The following is a 17,161-nucleotide window of genomic DNA, read 5'->3' as shown; positions in this document are numbered from 1 at the left end:
CTTAGTGGACGTTGAGGGGTAATTTCACAAAGTTTAGCACCAATAAGAACTCCAGGAACAGAACCTATCCAAATCGGGATTACTAGACTCCAATCAACAGTTCCTAATGTGAGATTTCATTAGTGGGAGTGTTGTGTTATATAGCACATAAATTAACTCACAATCAAGCGATCGCTGATATCTTTACTAAATATGGAAATCGTTTTATGCAGGGGAAACGCATCTAAAATTATGTTGACAAAATGTTATATTAGTGTATTTAGACAAAGAAAAACATAAAATGAAATTGAAATGCTTATTAAGTCCTTTAATTGCTTTAGCCATTCTTCTTTCTTTTTTCCATAAGTCTCCATCAATACCCAACTATCTGCTCCACATATTACTGCACAAATGGCAATCGTGACTATATCAATTAATTCATGCCTTTTTGTCCGTTCTACTCTCTTATCTTCTAAATCTTTAAAGTGATCTACTATTGTGATTTTTGGTGGTAGCTTCATTTTCTGGTATTATCTCTTTTAATTCAAAAGATAATACCACTTCATACCATTTTATTGATTCTTCTAGAAACGAAATTTACCATCAAATTTTCTTTACGTATGTTTATTACCTTGATACCAATCTACTGATATCATCCTTTTTCTGTATTCATATAAGTTACATTTTGTCAAAATAATTTAGATGCGTTTCCCCTGAGGTTTATGGTGGATCTTTTCCCAGAATTACAATTAGGGATATGGTTAACCTCCAAGCTGCACTATTAGAATATCTGGAAGTTAAATCTCTACGGTTAGCAATTGGCGGTTCATTGGGTGGAATGCAAGTTTTAGAATGGGCTTTATTATATCCAGAAAAGGTGAGAGCGATCGCACCAATGGCATCACCTGGAAGACATTCAGCTTGGTCTATTGGCTTGAGTGAAGCCCAAAGACAGGCAATTTATAGCGATCGCAATTGGCAAGGTGGGAACTATACAATTGATACACCACCAGTCCAAGGATTAGCGGTAGCGCGGATGATGGCAATGATTACCTATCGTTATTGGGAGAGTTTTACAAATCGTTTTGGCAGACAGCAGGATGAATCTAATCAATTTGCGATCGCTAGTTATTTACAATATCAAGGTCAAAAACTAATAGAACGTTTTGATGCTAATACTTATATTACATTAACTCATGCAATGGATAGTCATGATGTTAGTTGGAACAGAAAAGATTATCAATCTGTTTTGCAAAGTATCAAACAACGGACTTTAATTATCTCCATTGATTCTGATGTTCTTTATCCTCCAGTAGAACAACAAGAATTAGTAGATTTAATTCCTCATGCTCAACTAGGATTACTGAAATCAACTCACGGACATGATGCTTTTTTAATTGATATGGAAGCATTGAATGAAATGGTAGTCTCTTTTAGACAAGAATCAGATGATGAGCAATTAAAAAAATTCAAAATTTAGCTAGTTGAAAATGTACAAATTTGCCCCTGCTTGGGAACAAGAAACAATAGTTTTTGGTGCTTCTCGTCCTGGATATGCTGCTCATCAGGTGTATGATTGGATTGAGTTTATGAAATCTCAAAACATTCAGCGAGTTTGTTGTTTACTTAGTGAAAAACAACTAGCTAATTATGCTCATCTTTTAGATATATATCAGCAAGAATTTGGTAATCAACAAGTTTGTTGGTCACCAATTGAAGATTTTCATTTATCCGATTTAGAAATACTCACACAAAAAATCCTGCCTTTTTTAATCACAGCAGATAAACAAAATGAAAAAGTAGTTGTGCATTGTGCTGGTGGAATTGGCCGGACTGGACATATATTAATTAGCCAGAGATTCTGGTAATTTGATTGTAAAATAATAAGTTGCATCCCAACAACCTGTTTGATTGTAAGTTGTTTTGGCAGTTAACAACGGTTTTGGTGGTATCCCGTAGGTAGTAGGCACAGATAATAAAAAGATTCCTGTACTAATAGCTAGAGTTTTACAAAGAGTTTTGAGGCTGTTCATGTTTTTAGGATTTGATATTTTAAATAGGTTTTTCCATTGCATTACACCCTTTTAGTTTAGCAAGTGGAACTTATTAATGAGGCTCTTCGGTACTTACTATGCTAAATTAACCAATAAAATCTTAAAATCCTTGCCATATAAGGATTATAGGTTAATTCGACATAAATTTGGCATCAAAAACAATAAAGTCCTTTATTTATAAGGGTTCTGGGGTAAATAAACTCATATTTGGCATAACAAATACCGAAGAGCCATTAATGATTACAATACTGTTTGGTTAAGAGTTTTTGTAGGTTGGGTTAAGCGACAGCGCAACCCAACAAACGTCTGTAAATGTTGGGTTTCCTAACGTCAACCCAACCTACCTGATTTAATGTTTTTAGATTATGACAAGTATAGGTTGTTTGAAAAATGGTTCTAATTGCATGATTAACTCCCGAATAATCAAAATGAATTAGATTGAGTGTTGGGTTAACCAAGCTTCTAAATCAGCAACACTAGAAAAGTCTAATAACGCCTCTCCTAAATTTTCTAACTGTTCAATTGATAATCCTGTAATTCGCTCGATTAATAACAAATCAATTTCCCCAATCCGACGATGTAGCAGACGCAGTATTAAGTTTTTTTCTCCTTCTTGCTTTCCTTCTTGCTTTCCTTCTTGTCTTCCTTCTTCTTTAGCTTGTTCTCTATTTCTTTGATAAAGTGGTTCTAGTCGCATAATTAACTCCCTATCATCTGTTTCTAGTTCTTGATTTACTCTCAAATTTTCGCGCAAGTTGTAAACTAATTCCAGGGTGGCTTTTTGGTAAGGGTGATCTAATGGTAACGCTTGCAACTCGATAATTGCTTGTGATTGTACGCTTCCCCTACCCAAAAGCCTCAACCATAAAGTATCTGGTGTTTGTGGTAGTTGGTGTATTGCCACAATTGCTGAACGCATGGCATCTGCTAAAAAATGTACTCCCGATAACCAACCTTCTTTTTGGATAGTTCCAAAGCTAGATAAACGAGTTTCAGATATGGTGGGGGTTAAAATCCACAATTTAGGAATTTCTGACTCCTGAAGTTTGATTTTATTGGCTTTGGCTTCTCGTCGCAATGAAGCCTTGACTTCTAATAATTTGAGAATACAGTCGCAGATTTCATCGCTAGAAGCTGGATTGCGGTATGGTTCTATTATTGCAGGATTTTCGGCAAGTCTTCCTAGTAACCCCAGTATTTGTAATTTAGAACTTTGTTGTTTAGCAGGTGTGAATAAAACATCTATTTCTTTAATTTCTCCTGAGACTTTTTCTGATGCTTTGACTTCTCCGTAATCTTTTAATAATTCTTCTAGATAGTCTTTGGCGAATTTATCATGTATAAAGCGCGTCATTAAATTTTAATTTTGAGTAAAATCTGGGAAATAATTTGGAATTCTATTATATAGCAGTTATGAATTTTCTGTAAGAGGATGTTTGAAAATTTTTGGTGTTGTATTCAATACTTTGAGATCCCCGACTTCTTTGAATGATGTTCATTATTTACAAAAAATTTAATTAAGAAGTCGGGCAGGGGAAACGCATCTAAAATTATGTTGACAAAATGTTATATTAGTGTATTTAGACAAAGAAAAACATAAAATGAAATTGAAATGCTTATTAAGTCCTTTATTAATATCCTAAAAATTTAATAAATTTAGAGTAATTAGTTATTTTCAATAATGAATTGATTTTGTTCATTTCTATATATTAATTCTCTGAATATCTAGATTTTTGACATCATAAATCTAGATTCTTTTGAGAATCTGGTGAGAATAAATTATTTATGTTTATCTAAATATTCTGACTTTTATCAGATCCATTCTAAAATTTTCTCTAAATATTCATTATCCCATCCTGCACAAACCTGTTTATTTTTAATTCCTAGTTTTTGGCTTTTTTCTTTTCCTACGGCATTTACTGCTATATGACGTAGAACTGCAAAATTTTGCGGTGCATTATCCTTTCTTATCCTACAATCATCTTCTCTTAAAGCTACATCCAAAACCCAATGTAATGAGTTTTCTATACCCCAATGACTCCTCACTGATTCTCCTAATAATTTCGCATTATCCGTCAAACTACTAATATAATAACGGGTTTCAACTTTTGTTTTTCCATTGACTTTTCTTATATATTCTACCATTCCTACACTTTGAAGATTCATCCATTTTTTGCCTGGATCTATAAACTATGCAATAGGGAATTATAGATTCGGCAACTAACACAATAAATAATATTTTTGACAAGAATTAGGTAGGAATTGTCATATCCTACAATGTTCATTCGTTAAATTAAGAATCCTATCAACTCCTTGTGTGATGAGAATATGAATCCCCTGAAAACATTGAAATATCCACCTTAATGTGGGAGATTCTGTGGGTTTATTCAGTTGATTTTTAACAGTAGCTTTTTGTGCTTTTAATGCGATTCGTAATTGTCTTTGTCCCAGATTATAAACCAAAAGACACAATGCCATTAACATCATCATTGTCTCTACTCTTTCTGGATTCTTCACAAAAAGACTATCGGCAAAAAATAACGGGTCTTTGATAAATCTAAATCCTCGCTCTGTTGATTGCTGTTCTTTATATATTCTCAATATTTCTGTTGGTGCTAATTTGGTTGTGTCTAAAATATTCGAAGAATAAAATAAATCGACCACAAGAATTTTCATGTTTTGTAATTAATTCTTGATTTTCTATTAATTTACCTTTGACTTGATAAACTACTGTTTGTACTTTATTTAATTTTTCGGTAATTTCTATGTCCGATATTTGATGATATTTTAATTTTGCCGCCAGGTCTTTAATTTTTAATTCTGCTAAAGATCTTGAACAAAAATCTTCTTTTTCTAACTTGACTAGCTGTTTATTAGTTTTCAGAAACTCTTCTGCGATTTTTTTGGTTAATTTCTTTAAATCCGCTTTTTTTCTTTCTGTGCTTTCAATTAATAACCATCTTTGCTCTATTCCCCCGTAAGATACTTTTTCTTCTTGATAGCTATATCCTTTGATATCACTTGGTTTCAGTTCTTTACTTATCGATGCTATAACCCAAGTTTTTAGCTTTTTTAATGGATAATGGGACTCGACTTATCCAGTTCATATTCACCATTAACTTTAAATTATTTTCACTGTATAATGCACTGTCGGCGACCATTATGCTATCAAAATCTATTTGTTTAGAATATTCCACTAAAATGTGAGCGAATACGGCTTTATCTGATTCGTTTCCTGATGCCCCTCTAAAAAATAAAGGTATATCTCCATCACTACTTACTATTAAATCTAATATACATTGTTTTAAGTCTGGGCGGTGGTCACGGGAATAGCCCTGTGTGATATTAATCGGATTTTCTTTGTTTATTACTTGTTCTTTTTCTCCATTATTTAGGCAATTTTTATACTCTCCATGTAAATGTAATGAGCTTGAATCTAAATGGGAATATTTAGTTTCTATCCCAAATTTCTTGACTACTTCTAAGGCAATGATTAGGAATATTTTTGTTAATCCATATTTGTAAAGCTTATCCATTACTCTACCTATTTTATCATCATTTAAATCTGATGCTTTTATGCCTTCTTTTATTAAATGTTCTATGGGTTTATCCTGAAAAAAATCAGGGAATAAATATAATGGTCTTGATACAAAACCCAGTCCATTGAGAATGATTGCTTTGACTACTTCTCCTGTATTTACTTTCTCTGAGGCTATCTACCAAAAATATCTCATTGATTTTTTCTACTATTCCTATTTCATCTATTATTCCTGCTATTATTCCTAAGTGATCTAAGTTTTTACTTTCCAACTCTTCTTTTTGGTTATTCATATTTTTTGGTATTTTGATTTCATCCAGACTCATTTTCTCATTTTTTCTTCTGAATTTATTGTCAATACCTGATTAATTTGAATTCGTTGGCAATCTTTATATTACTGTCTATATTTATTACTAACTAAACTATGTGTTTATGTTTAACCTATTTCTGCTACTTATTACACTCGTGCCTGTACTACACAATGAAGTGCGGAATGTGGGTTATTACACTCGTGCCTGTACTACACAATGAAGTGCGGAATGTGGGATCTAAAGTTGATCTATTATTCTGTCATTTTCCATTAAATTCTAAAGTGTTGCGGCACGATGGAGAAATATCAAAAGGTTAATATAACAGGGCATTGAAACGACAAAACCCCTGATTTCTCAAGGGTTTCGTTAGGGCCAGCAGTTGGATTTGAACCTACGACCTTCCGATTACAAGTCGGATGCACTACCACTGTGCTATGCTGGCGATTTTGCTAGGGAAACTTTTTATTTGCCCACCGATTCCATATTATAGCATAGGGATATGATTTGTCTAGAGGGTAAACCAAATATTTTTCTGGTTGCCAAAAATCGGGAAAACTAGCCCTCATGTTGTAGATTGATGCAAAAATATTTGGTATAGTTTTTTATAGATAATCAAGCATGACAGCATTGATAGGCAGAGATTTATTAAGTTTAGCGGATCTAAGTTCTGGAGAACTGCAAGAACTTCTGGAATTAGCCACTCAACTCAAGTCGGGAAAACTCAAGTTGCATTGTAATAAGGTTCTAGGTTTATTGTTTTCCAAAGCTTCAACCCGCACTAGAGTCAGCTTCACAGTGGCAATGTACCAACTGGGGGGACAGGTAATTGATCTTCATCCCAATGTCACTCAGGTGAGTCGTGGAGAACCTATCCAGGATACTGCTAGAGTGTTAGATCGTTATTTGGATGTTTTGGCAATTCGCACCTTTGCCCAACAAGAATTGGAAACATTTGCCAAATATGCGAAGATTCCTGTGATCAATGCCCTCACAGATTTAGAACACCCTTGTCAAATATTGGCTGATTTAATGACCATTCAAGAAAAGTTTGGGACTTTAGCTGGTTTAACATTAACCTATGTCGGTGATGGGAATAATGTTGCTAATTCCCTGATGTTGGGTTGTGCTTTGGTGGGAATGAATGTGAGAATAGCTTTCCCGTCAGGATATGCCCCAGATGCAGAAATTGTGGAAAAAACTCGAGAAATAGCGAATAAAAAAACTGAAGTTATTCTGACTCATGATCCTGAAGCAGCAGCCAAAGGTGCATCTGTACTTTACACTGATGTTTGGGCAAGTATGGGACAAGAAACCCAAGCTAATAATCGTTTTCCTGTTTTCCAACCCTATCAAATTTCTGAACAATTATTAAGTCTTGCAGATCCAGAGGCAATTGTTTTACACTGCTTACCAGCCCATCGTGGTGAAGAAATTACTCAAGAAGTAATTGAAGGTTCACAATCACGAGTTTGGGATCAGGCAGAAAATCGCCTCCACGCTCAAAAAGCTTTACTTGCCAGTGTTTTAGGAGCAGAATGACGGATTGGTAATTGGTAATTGGTGATGGGTAATTGGTAATTGATGAAATTTTTACCTGTTATCTGTTTAGCAACTTAGGTTACTCATTATCAGTTACCAATTATCATGAATATTTAATTAAAGCTTGTTAAGGGAAGATTTTTGTAGTACCAATGTTCTATGGGCATTTATTATTTACTTCGGTGAAAAAATTATGGAACGTCTCACAGATCCTCAAAAAGAACTATATGAATGGTTGGTTGAATATATCAGGTTAAATCAACATTCTCCCTCGATTCGCCAAATGATGCAAGGGATGAATTTGAAATCTCCTGCACCCATTCAAAGTCGGTTGGAACATTTACGCAATAAGGGTTATATTGGCTGGAATGAAGGGAGAGCTAGAACTCTTCGTATCCTTCATCCTCCTAAACAAGGTGTACCAATTTTAGGAACTATTGCGGCAGGTGGTTTGATAGAACCGTTCACAGATGTGGTGGAACATTTGGATTTGGCTAATTTATCATTACCTCCCCAAAGCTACGCTTTACGGGTCGCTGGGGATAGTATGATTGAAGATTTAATAGCAGATGGTGATGTAGTATTTTTGCGTCCTGTCGCTGAACCCAATCAGTTAAAAAATGGAACTATTGTCGCTGCAAGGGTGGAAGGCCACGGAACAACTTTAAAACGTTTTTATCGCCATGATGATCTTGTCACTCTCAAACCTGCAAATCCTAATTATCATCCGATAGAAGTATCGGCAATGCAAGTAGAAGTGCAAGGTTCTTTAGTTGGGATTTGGCGTAATTATAACTAAAATATGTCAGTTATAGACTGTAGGGGTTTAGCAAAAACTCATAGGTGTCAACTTAACGTAAAACTTATTACCCGACTGGGAATGAATTCCCAGTCTAATAGCTAAAGTCATCTAAAGATGACTAAATATTCCGAAAATCTTTAGTCTACTTTAGTAGACTTTGGCTATTAGCCCTGAAATATGGCTTACGCCACGCTACGCTATCATTTCTGGGCGGGTGTGGAAGCCAACGGATAAGTAGGGGCGTATTGCAATACGCCCTTACTTAAGTTGACACCTATGAGCAGTGCTAAACCCCTACCGATAATTACCAATTACCAATTTGCAAATCTATGTACTTAACGCGAAATGCAGTCCAGAAATTGCCTACTTTTAAACTCAAGTTACCTTACGTGGGGGAGAAAAAAGGTAGTTATCAAGTTAATAAATCATTACCGGGATGTCCGAAAATGCCTTTATCTCTGCAATTACGGGGATATCAACATCAGGCTGTGACTAGCTGGTTTGCTAATCATGGTAGGGGGACTTTAAAAATGGCTACTGGTAGTGGTAAGACTATTACTGCATTAGCGATCGCTTGTGAATTGTACCAGCAAATTGGTTTACAAGTCTTGTTGGTGGTGTGTCCTTATCGTCATCTTGTTACCCAGTGGGCTAGGGAATGTGAGAAATTTAACTTACAGCCAATTTTAGCATTTGATAATTTACGCAGTTGGCAAGGTCAACTTTCTACACAAATCTACAATCTGTGTTCTGGTTCTCAAGATTTCGTGACAGTAATTACCACTAACTCGACTTTAATAGGTGATGGTTTTCAAACACAACTTAAATATTTTCCGCCAAAAACTTTGATTATTGGCGACGAGGCACATAATTTAGGCGCGCCTAAGTTAGAAGAAAGTTTACCGCGAAAAGTTGGTTTACGTCTAGCTTTATCAGCCACACCAGAAAGATATTTTGATGACGGGGGAACACAATCTTTATTAGATTATTTTGGTCCAGTTCTCCAACCTGAATTTAATTTACAAGATGCAATTTCTCAAGGTGCATTAGTCCATTATAATTATCATCCCATATTAGTAGAATTAACAGAAACTGAGAGTATAGCCTATTTAAAATTAACTAAAAAAATTGGGCGTTCTTTACTGTATCGAGAACGAGATATAGGTGAAGCGGGAGATTTTGAAGAAAACGAAGATATTAAATCATTATTAATGCAAAGGGCGCGGTTAATTGGAACTGCGGAAAATAAATTAATAGCCTTACAAGAGTTAATGGAAAGTCGTCGAGAAACTACCCATACATTATTTTATTGTAGTGATGGTTCTCAAGAAATTGGACAACGTTACTCTTTACGTCAACTCAAAGCTGTTTCTCAACTTTTGGGAGGAGAATTAGGTTATAAAATTAGTACCTATACAGCAGAGACTTCTTTGGAGGAAAGGGAAACTTTACGTTGTCAATTTGAGAGTGGAGAATTACAAGGTTTAGTAGCCATTCGTTGTTTAGATGAAGGTGTGGATATTCCCGCAATTCAAACCGCAGTGATTTTATCAAGTTCAGGAAATCCCCGGCAATTTATCCAACGTCGGGGCAGGGTTTTACGTCCTCACCCTGGCAAGGAACGGGCAACTATTTTTGATATGATTGTTTTACCGCCAGATTTGGATAGAGAAACTATTGAAGTCGAACGGAATTTATTAAAAAAGGAATTACGGCGGTTTGTGGAGTTTGCTGATTTGGCTGATAATGCTGGGGAAGCAAGGATGAAGTTATTATCTTTACAAAAACGATATGGGTTATTGGATATTTAGTATATCCTTATATCTCTAATAATAATCAATAGTTATTGACTTTATGGCTATGATGTATCTCATTCAAGTGCATACCGCTATAGTTAAAAATAGTTAAAGGATGGAAGATTGCAAAATTTATCACTTTGCGCTATGTCTTATGATGTGTAAATTATGACTATATCTAAAATGTCTCTTCCACCTTGGCGCAGTCTGATTACTCGCGCACTACATAAAAACCGCAGTCTTGTTTATTCCCGCTATGTCCAACTAGCAACGGTGCGAGAAAATGGTTTTCCTGCGAATCGTACCGTCGTTTTTCGTGGCTTTCTAGACAATAGCAACCAACTAAAATTTATCACCGATATCCGTAGTGAAAAAGCTGAACAAATATCAAAACAGCCAGCAGCGGAAATTTGTTGGTATTTTCCTCATACCAGAGAACAATTTCGGATTGCTGGAAAATTAACTTTAATTACTGCTAATTCTCACCCCAATTTGCAACCTGCGAGAATTAAAATTTGGCAAGAATTAAGTGATGCAGCTAGATTACAATTTGCTTGGCCTGATTCTGGTAAAGCGAGAGTGACAACACCAGAAGCATTTACACCACCAGTACCAGACACTATTCAACCAGTAGAAAATTTTTGTTTATTATTACTTGAACCGATCACAGTAGATCATTTAGAATTGCGGGGTGAACCCCAAAATAGATGGGTTTATCACCATACAGAAAACCAGGAATGGTTAACTGAAGCAATAAACCCATAATTTTAATTTTTGGTTTTTTAAATTCCTGCACCATCAAAAAATTCTTGAATCTGTTTATCTCGAAGATTACAAAAATTATGTTCTTTTGGTAATTCATCTGCTTGCAGGAATTGACCAATTAAAACCGGAGTTTTTGCGGGAGTTTGCAAAGCTTGAATTTGTGCTTCTAATGCTTCAATGCGATCAACTAAGGTGCGAATTACTTGAGCTTCCGAGTCTGGTAAATTACTATGTTCTAAAGGTGCAACGCGAACGCCAGAACGGTAAATAATGCGTCCAGGCACACCGACAACGGTACAACTAGATGGTACATCTCTCAATACCACTGAACCTGCACCAATGCGAACATTATTACCAATTTCGATATTTCCTAAAACTTTTGCACCAGCGCCAACCACGACATTTTCGCCCAATGTGGGGTGACGTTTACCACTTTCCTTACCTGTTCCCCCCAGGGTGACACCTTGATAAATCAGCGCGTAGTTGCCGATAATAGCTGTTTCTCCAATAACTACTCCCATTCCGTGGTCAATAAATACTCCTTCACCAATTACAGCCCCTGGGTGAATTTCAATACCAGTTAAAAACCGGGCAATATGAGAAATCAAGCGGGGAAAGAAGGGAATACCAATACTATGCCACCAGTGGGCAAAGCGGTGGAAAATTAGGGCCTGCAAACCTGGATAGCAAAACAGAACCTCCAACCAATTCCGGGCTGCGGGGTCACGTTCAAAGATGATGCGAAAATCGGCACGGAGTCTAGAGAACATTGAGATAGTACCCTTTGATAGCACAACAAGCTACTTTCCTATATTATCGTGACTTGGGGATTAGAGATTGGTAATTGGTGATTAAAAATTCTTGCGCTTTGATTATTTAATGCAGTTGCAAGAATACACCTCCTTTGAGTGTTCCTGGTTCACTGCTATAACTGCTAACTGTCAGCGATTTTAAATTATTGAATAATGGTTTACCTAAAACTTCTACAAATTTAAGCAAAGGTAGTTGACGTTTGAGAATATCTTGACTGTTTTCCCAGTCTAGATAAATATATCCTTGGTTAGGTTGGGGAATTACAGCCATACTATGTTGAAATTGGGGATTTTCTAGGAGAGATTTTTGCTTTTGACTCAAAGCTGCTTTGAGTGTCTTTAAGTCAGAACTAAAAACTTCATAATTATCTAAAGTTGTATGCACTCCTTTAATTTTTGCATCAACATTAATAGATGTATTCTTTTCAGTTGTAGCTGTAATCTCTGTCCAAGCAGATACTTTCTGTTCATCTAAAGTTAAGGAACTAACATTTAAACTGCCCTTCCTAGCAATATGATCTAAATGTGCTATACCTGATGCCAATTCTGGAGTTTTTTCGACGACAAATAACCAATGAGGAGTTGGATTTTCTGAATTAGGCAATAAAGCTAAAGCATATTCTCCTTTTACCCAATTGAAAATATCCTGATTAAAGTTTAAACCCCAGTTTTTTTGGATATCTCCCCAAGGTTTTAGTAATCGAGAAATAGTATCTTCACTATCACCGTAGATAGTTGCTGTTCCTTGTTGCCACAGTTTTGCTAAATTGCTATTACCTAAATTACTCAAATTTGTGCCAGCGATCGCCAAAGCTGTTGATTCTGGAATATATTGTAATGCTGCTACAGGTTGAGATAGTGGCAAAGATGGAGGGACAATTTCTGAGGTTGTTAAAAATGTGCTTTCTGCTAACAAGCCTTGGGAATTTAAGACTAAAGATAGAATTTGGCTATTATAAGTTGATTTTGCCAATTCTAAACCTTGCCACTTGGCAACTATGGGCAAATTCAAGAAAGTTACTGCTACAGCATTTTTAGGAATTTGTTGAGTAGCTTTTTGATATTCAAGAGAACTAATTAAGTTTAAATCTGGTGCTTGTAAATTATTAATTGCTGCTTTGATAACTTGGGGATGATTTGCCAGCAAAACAAAATTATTAACAACTGCACCAGCTAAACTATTTTGGATTTTGGATTGTGATAAATATTCTGGGTGATCATGAATAACCTTTACACCTTTGTACCGTTCAACCTCTAAATTAGCCCCACTAAAAGCCCGATTAGAAAATAACAACTCTAAAAACTCGCGGCTTTTCTGAGGTTTTGCAGTTGCGAGTGCCATTAAATACCCAGTTTGGAGTCCGTTGTCTGGGTCACGGTCTATATCTATGGTAGTTACAGCTAGGGTAACTTCATCACTCAACCAGGGTTTAATATCATTTTGATAATCTATATTACTTTGCGCTAGTAACCGATTTTTGAGTTGAGAAAATTCTCCTTTTGGTTCTATTGTCTGTAAAGCGTCAGGATTTACCAATAATGAAACCATTGCGGGTGAGGACTTGGAAACAAATATGGCACCACTGGGTTGAGACTTCTGAATCAGCAGATTAACGGGATTTTTCCCCGAAAACCAGTAAAAACCAGCTATACCAATTAATAGCAGGGTGATGACACCAGCAACCAGGAAACCAAGTCTAATATTTTTTGTTGAGTATTGACTGTTCATAAAATTATTTATATTTTCTAGGTTTTCTGCCAACATGAATAGTATAGGATTTTTTAGAAAAATTGCATGACAGATACATCATTTGATCAACCTTTTTCCGAAATTACTGTCCAGGAACTAGCAAAACGTCTTTCCAGTGATGAAGAAACGCTTCAGTTAATAGATGTGCGTGAACCCCAGGAACTTGCTTTATCACGGATAGATGGATTTGTCAATCTTCCTCTGAGTGAATATGAGCAATGGAGTGGGCAAGTTTCTATCCGCTTTGATCAATCCGCAGAAACTCTTGTTCTCTGTCATCATGGTATCCGCTCGGCTCAAATGTGTCAGTGGTTAGTTACTCAAGGATTTACACAAGTTAAAAATATTACGGGTGGTATTTCCGCTTACTCAATTTTTGTTGATCCTTCAGTTCCCCAATATTAAAAAACAGTAGGGGCGGGGTTTCCCCGCCCAAAGTCCATATTTTAGGGATTTATCGTTTTTTTTTCATGTCGTTCTAAATATCATAATTACTTGATTAAAAGTTAAAAAAATAGCTGTAGAAGCCTGAGAGGATGAATGAACAAGTCCTTCATGGTGTATCAAACACTCTCAGATATTCCCTAACCCCCTTGATAAGCTACCGTGTACACACAAGTGATTGAATCGCCCCCTAACCCCCAAAATTGGGGGAACAAGAATTTTCAAAGTCCCCCAAAATTCAAGACTTGGGAAGGCAGACAAGGTGACAAGGGAGGAAAACCGGACAAACGAATGGATGATTGGTAACAAAACAACCCATAAACCGAGTATTCTGTGGATAAAATCCTCCTTGTCTACTATCCTTCCTGGTCTTCCTGGTCTTCCTGGTCTTGCCCCAAAATTGGGGGATTTAGGGGGCGAAATATGCCGAAACGAACAAATTTGAAAGTAGAAGAAAGAGAATACCAAGATTTTTATCAATCCTCACAAAATCGCGTTGCTTCTTGAGATTATGTAGTTAAAACCACAACTTATGTTAACGGACTATGAGATAATACCGAAAGACATAGAAATCTATCCTCTTTTTGGGTTTCAGCTATGTAGCAGTCAGTAACCCAGCCCTAAAGGGACTGAGCTTGCAAGAGTAATCAAACAAGCTGTACTGACCAGACCACCTAGAAATAGGTAGCCGTTATTTGAGTCACGACACCCCGGAATGCGAAGCTAGTTCCCTGCTCTGTCATTTGCAATTAAACAGTTTTAAGGTCACTGAAACAGTGTTGCAAGTCTAACAAGCTCTTATAACTGGTCGAAGCTAACATTACCCCAGAAATGGGAGGCTATGAGTGAGCAAAACATTATGCGTACAGAGTTGGGAAATTTGAATCGGTAATTGTCCCGTTGAAAGTACACCACAAAAGTACCCCGAATTTCTTAACTCCAAGGCGGTAATGAAAAAACATTCAAGGCGGTTAAAACCGCACGAGTCGCTTCCCTCTCAGGTCTAAAGACGCGCTCGTTTCCCACTTACCGCGAGGTCTTATGACAAATACAGCAAATAAATGCTAAAGGTAAATTTTGTGTTTAATTAATACAATATAAGTATATAATTTGCTATCTTAAGTTAATTAATAACTAATTATTTTTTTCCAGTTTTGTGGTGAAAATCACATATTTTCTCAAATTTTGATTAAGATTTGCCTTCAGTAAAAATATCACCTATGCAACTTCACCTGACTAATCGGCAACAGAATATACTTTGGGCAACTGTCCGGCAGTATATTGCTACAGCAGAGCCTGTGGGTTCTAAGGCTTTAATTGAAGGTTTTGATTTAGGTGTTAGCTCTGCTACGATTCGCAGTGTGATGGGTGTTTTAGAAAAATCGGGGTTACTTTATCAACCACATACTTCTGCGGGCAGAATTCCTTCTGATTCTGGTTATCGTATTTATGTTGATCAACTTATTAAACCATCAGAAACTTTAGGTAAAGAAGTAGAAACAGCATTACAAAAACATCTGCATTGGGAAGATTGGAGTTTGGAGGCGTTATTACAAGGTGCTGCTCAAATTTTAGCAACATTAAGCGGCTGCATTACTTTGATTACTATGCCCCAAACCACCACAGCAAAGTTACGACATTTGCAATTGGTGCAAGTTGAATCGGGGAAGATTATGTTGATTGTGGTGACAGATAGTTATGAAACCCATTCTAAGGTGATGGATTTATTTCCACCAACTTCAGAAAATAAACCGGAAGCTGAGGTAATTGATCATCAATTGCAGATTGTTTCTAACTTTTTAAATACTCACTTACGAGGACGGAGTTTATTAGAATTAGGCTATCTGGATTGGAGTGAATTGGATCAAGAGTTTCAAAGTTATGGCGAATTATTAAAAAGTTCTTTGGTAGAATTGACTCATCGCGCTCTGGCACCGACAACTACACAAATTATGGTACGAGGGATTGGAGAGGTTTTACGCCAACCAGAGTTTTCTCAGGTACAGCAGGTACAGACTATTATCCACTTATTGGAAGAGGAACAAGACCAACTTTGGCATTTAATTTGTGAAGAAGCGGGAATGGACGATCCAAATAAGTCTAAGGTAACGGTGCGGATTGGTACAGAAAATCCTCTCGAACCTATTCGGACTTGTACTTTAATTTCTGCTATTTATCGTCGAGGTTCTGTACCTGTGGGAAGTGTGGGGGTTTTGGGTCCAACTCGGTTAAACTATGAGAGTGCGATCGCTGTAGTTGCAGCAGCGGCAGATTATCTCTCGGAAGCTTTTAGTTAATTTCCCTAAATTCATGATTAGAAAAATCATTTTTGGTCTATTATGGCTAGGATTTATTTCCTATGCCTTTTTCTTTGCTCCTCCTGAACAACCTGATACTTTTGAGTTGATTAAAAATCTCTCTACAGGAAATTGGCAAGGAATTAATCCTCTGATTATATCTTTATTTAATATCATGGGGATTTGGCCTTTGATCTATAGTGCCGTAGTTTTTTTTGATGGCAGAGGTCAAAAAATACCTGCTTGGCCGTTTGCTATTGGTTCTTTTGCTCTTGGTGCTTTTATGCTTTTACCATATTTGGCTTTAAGATCACCTAATCAAAAGTTTGTAGGTGAAAAAAATTTATTTCTCAAAATACTAGATTCCCGTATTTTTGGACTTTTATTAACTATAGGTGCGGCGATTTTATTAGCATCTGGTTTACAAGGAGATTGGGGTAATTTTGGGCAACAGTGGCAAAATAGCCGATTTATTCATGTTATGAGTTTAGATTTTGTGATGTTGAGTTTATTATTTCCCACTTTGTTAGGAGATGATATGACGCGACGGGGTTGGCAAAATAATCAGTTATTTTGGTTATTTACAATTCCTTTGTTCGGGCCTTTGATATATTTGTGTGTCCGTCCACCTATGGAAATAGAAAATTAAACATAAAATAGGAGTTGAGAAGCCAATACTCCTTTAACTCCTGAGCAACAAAATCAAAAAGGTGAGTATCCAGTTGTGAACATTTTATAACCAGAGGTAATACAAATTAAGGAGAGAAAAAATTGCCATAAACTGGTAGGACTAAGAATTGCACGACTACTAATAAATACCGCCATAATACCCACAGAAATAGCAATCCATCCTAGATTTTTCATACTTTCTGAGAAGAAAACTAGCATGAGTACACCTAATGTTAGTGATAACACTGAAATATCAGCGGAAATTCCTCGCCACCAGTAAGGATAGACGTTGGTTGTAAAGAATATATTTTTCCCAACCAAGTAAATACCTAAAATCAGCAAACCAAAGCCGGCAATTCTCATTAAAAAGCGCATAGTTACCCTGATTAAGAAGTTTATGTCTAA

The 17,161-nt window shown here is 36.3% G+C and carries 14 protein-coding genes, 1 tRNA gene and 3 pseudogenes; 9 read left to right on the top strand and 9 right to left on the bottom strand.

The genetic code is table 11. The features are described from left to right. Positions 1-311 precede the first annotated feature (311 nt). A pseudogene (locus EZY12_24325) lies at positions 312-500 on the bottom strand (transposase family protein). A gap of 236 nt (positions 501-736) precedes the next feature. Here EZY12_24325 and EZY12_24320 point away from each other — a divergent pair. Together EZY12_24320 and EZY12_24315 are read left to right on the top strand one after the other, a co-directional pair. Continuing rightward, positions 737-1,459, top strand: coding sequence for an alpha/beta fold hydrolase (locus tag EZY12_24320; GenBank protein QSX67743.1), 723 nt, complete (start codon positions 737-739; stop codon positions 1,457-1,459). 10 nt (positions 1,460-1,469) lie between these two features. Continuing rightward, the gene (locus tag EZY12_24315; protein QSX67742.1) at positions 1,470-1,847 is read left to right on the top strand and encodes a dual specificity protein phosphatase family protein; all 378 of its coding nucleotides are present in this window, start codon (positions 1,470-1,472) and stop codon (positions 1,845-1,847) included. Here EZY12_24315 and EZY12_24310 read toward each other — a convergent pair. From EZY12_24310 to EZY12_24290, 5 genes and pseudogenes are all read right to left on the bottom strand, one after another. After that, positions 1,824-2,054 carry a hypothetical protein gene (locus EZY12_24310; GenBank protein QSX67741.1) on the bottom strand — a complete coding sequence of 77 codons (231 nt, stop codon included), beginning with the start codon at positions 2,052-2,054 and terminating at the stop codon, positions 1,824-1,826. The two genes, EZY12_24315 and EZY12_24310, sit on opposite strands and share 24 nt — an antisense overlap. 412 nt (positions 2,055-2,466) lie before the next feature. Next, complete coding sequence (locus EZY12_24305) at positions 2,467-3,387, bottom strand: DUF4351 domain-containing protein (GenBank protein QSX67740.1); 921 nt, start codon at positions 3,385-3,387, stop codon at positions 2,467-2,469. 458 nt (positions 3,388-3,845) lie between these two features. After that, positions 3,846-4,208 (bottom strand): annotated as a pseudogene (locus EZY12_24300) (ISAs1 family transposase). A gap of 90 nt (positions 4,209-4,298) precedes the next feature. Further along, positions 4,299-5,864, bottom strand: a pseudogene (locus EZY12_24295) (IS1634 family transposase). A gap of 388 nt (positions 5,865-6,252) precedes the next feature. Continuing rightward, positions 6,253-6,324 (bottom strand) — tRNA-Thr (locus tag EZY12_24290). A 176-nt stretch (positions 6,325-6,500) separates the two neighbouring features. On the opposite strand from EZY12_24290, the gene argF reads away from it, so the two are divergent. The 4 genes from argF (at position 6,501) to EZY12_24270 (ending at position 10,784) form a co-directional block, all read left to right on the top strand. After that, on the top strand, positions 6,501-7,421 hold the full coding sequence (gene argF, locus EZY12_24285) for an ornithine carbamoyltransferase (GenBank protein QSX67739.1): 921 nt from the start codon (positions 6,501-6,503) through the stop codon (positions 7,419-7,421). Between the two features lie 193 nt (positions 7,422-7,614). Further along, the gene (gene lexA / locus EZY12_24280) at positions 7,615-8,220 is read left to right on the top strand and encodes a repressor LexA (GenBank protein ID QSX67738.1); all 606 of its coding nucleotides are present in this window, start codon (positions 7,615-7,617) and stop codon (positions 8,218-8,220) included. A 332-nt stretch (positions 8,221-8,552) separates the two neighbouring features. Beyond that, positions 8,553-10,034 (top strand): DNA phosphorothioation system restriction enzyme, encoded by a 1,482-nt coding sequence (locus EZY12_24275; GenBank protein QSX67737.1) that lies wholly within the window; start codon positions 8,553-8,555, stop codon positions 10,032-10,034. 168 nt (positions 10,035-10,202) lie between these two features. Then, a complete protein-coding gene (locus EZY12_24270; protein QSX70817.1) occupies positions 10,203-10,784 on the top strand; it encodes a pyridoxamine 5'-phosphate oxidase family protein in 582 nt (193 codons plus the stop codon). A gap of 17 nt (positions 10,785-10,801) precedes the next feature. Here EZY12_24270 and cysE read toward each other — a convergent pair whose 3' ends face one another. Together cysE and EZY12_24260 are read right to left on the bottom strand one after the other, a co-directional pair. Further along, positions 10,802-11,554: a serine O-acetyltransferase gene (gene cysE / locus EZY12_24265; GenBank protein ID QSX67736.1), complete on the bottom strand. Its 753-nt coding sequence runs from the start codon at positions 11,552-11,554 to the stop codon at positions 10,802-10,804. Positions 11,555-11,660: 106 nt separating this feature from the next. Further along, positions 11,661-13,325: a DUF3352 domain-containing protein gene (locus EZY12_24260; GenBank protein ID QSX67735.1), complete on the bottom strand. Its 1,665-nt coding sequence runs from the start codon at positions 13,323-13,325 to the stop codon at positions 11,661-11,663. Between the two features lie 66 nt (positions 13,326-13,391). Here EZY12_24260 and EZY12_24255 point away from each other — a divergent pair, with 66 nt between their 5' ends. From EZY12_24255 to EZY12_24245, 3 genes are all read left to right on the top strand, one after another. Beyond that, positions 13,392-13,751 (top strand): rhodanese-related sulfurtransferase, encoded by a 360-nt coding sequence (locus EZY12_24255; protein ID QSX67734.1) that lies wholly within the window; start codon positions 13,392-13,394, stop codon positions 13,749-13,751. 1,259 nt (positions 13,752-15,010) lie between these two features. Next, entirely contained in the window at positions 15,011-16,087 is a 1,077-nt protein-coding gene (hrcA, locus tag EZY12_24250; protein QSX67733.1) for a heat-inducible transcriptional repressor HrcA, read from the top strand. A 13-nt stretch (positions 16,088-16,100) separates the two neighbouring features. Next, the gene (locus EZY12_24245; protein QSX67732.1) at positions 16,101-16,736 is read left to right on the top strand and encodes a DUF2834 domain-containing protein; all 636 of its coding nucleotides are present in this window, start codon (positions 16,101-16,103) and stop codon (positions 16,734-16,736) included. A 53-nt stretch (positions 16,737-16,789) separates the two neighbouring features. On the opposite strand, the gene EZY12_24240 is transcribed toward EZY12_24245, so the two are convergent. Then, positions 16,790-17,131, bottom strand: a complete 342-nt coding sequence (locus EZY12_24240; protein QSX67731.1) for a hypothetical protein — start codon at positions 17,129-17,131, stop codon at positions 16,790-16,792. Between the last annotated feature and the right edge of the window lie 30 nt (positions 17,132-17,161).

The sequence above is a fragment of the Dolichospermum sp. DET69 genome (assembly GCA_017355425.1).
In the GTDB taxonomy this organism is placed as follows: domain Bacteria; phylum Cyanobacteriota; class Cyanobacteriia; order Cyanobacteriales; family Nostocaceae; genus Dolichospermum.
The sequence above is the reverse complement of the archived record's forward strand: the minus strand, read 5'-3'. Positions and strand labels throughout refer to the sequence as shown.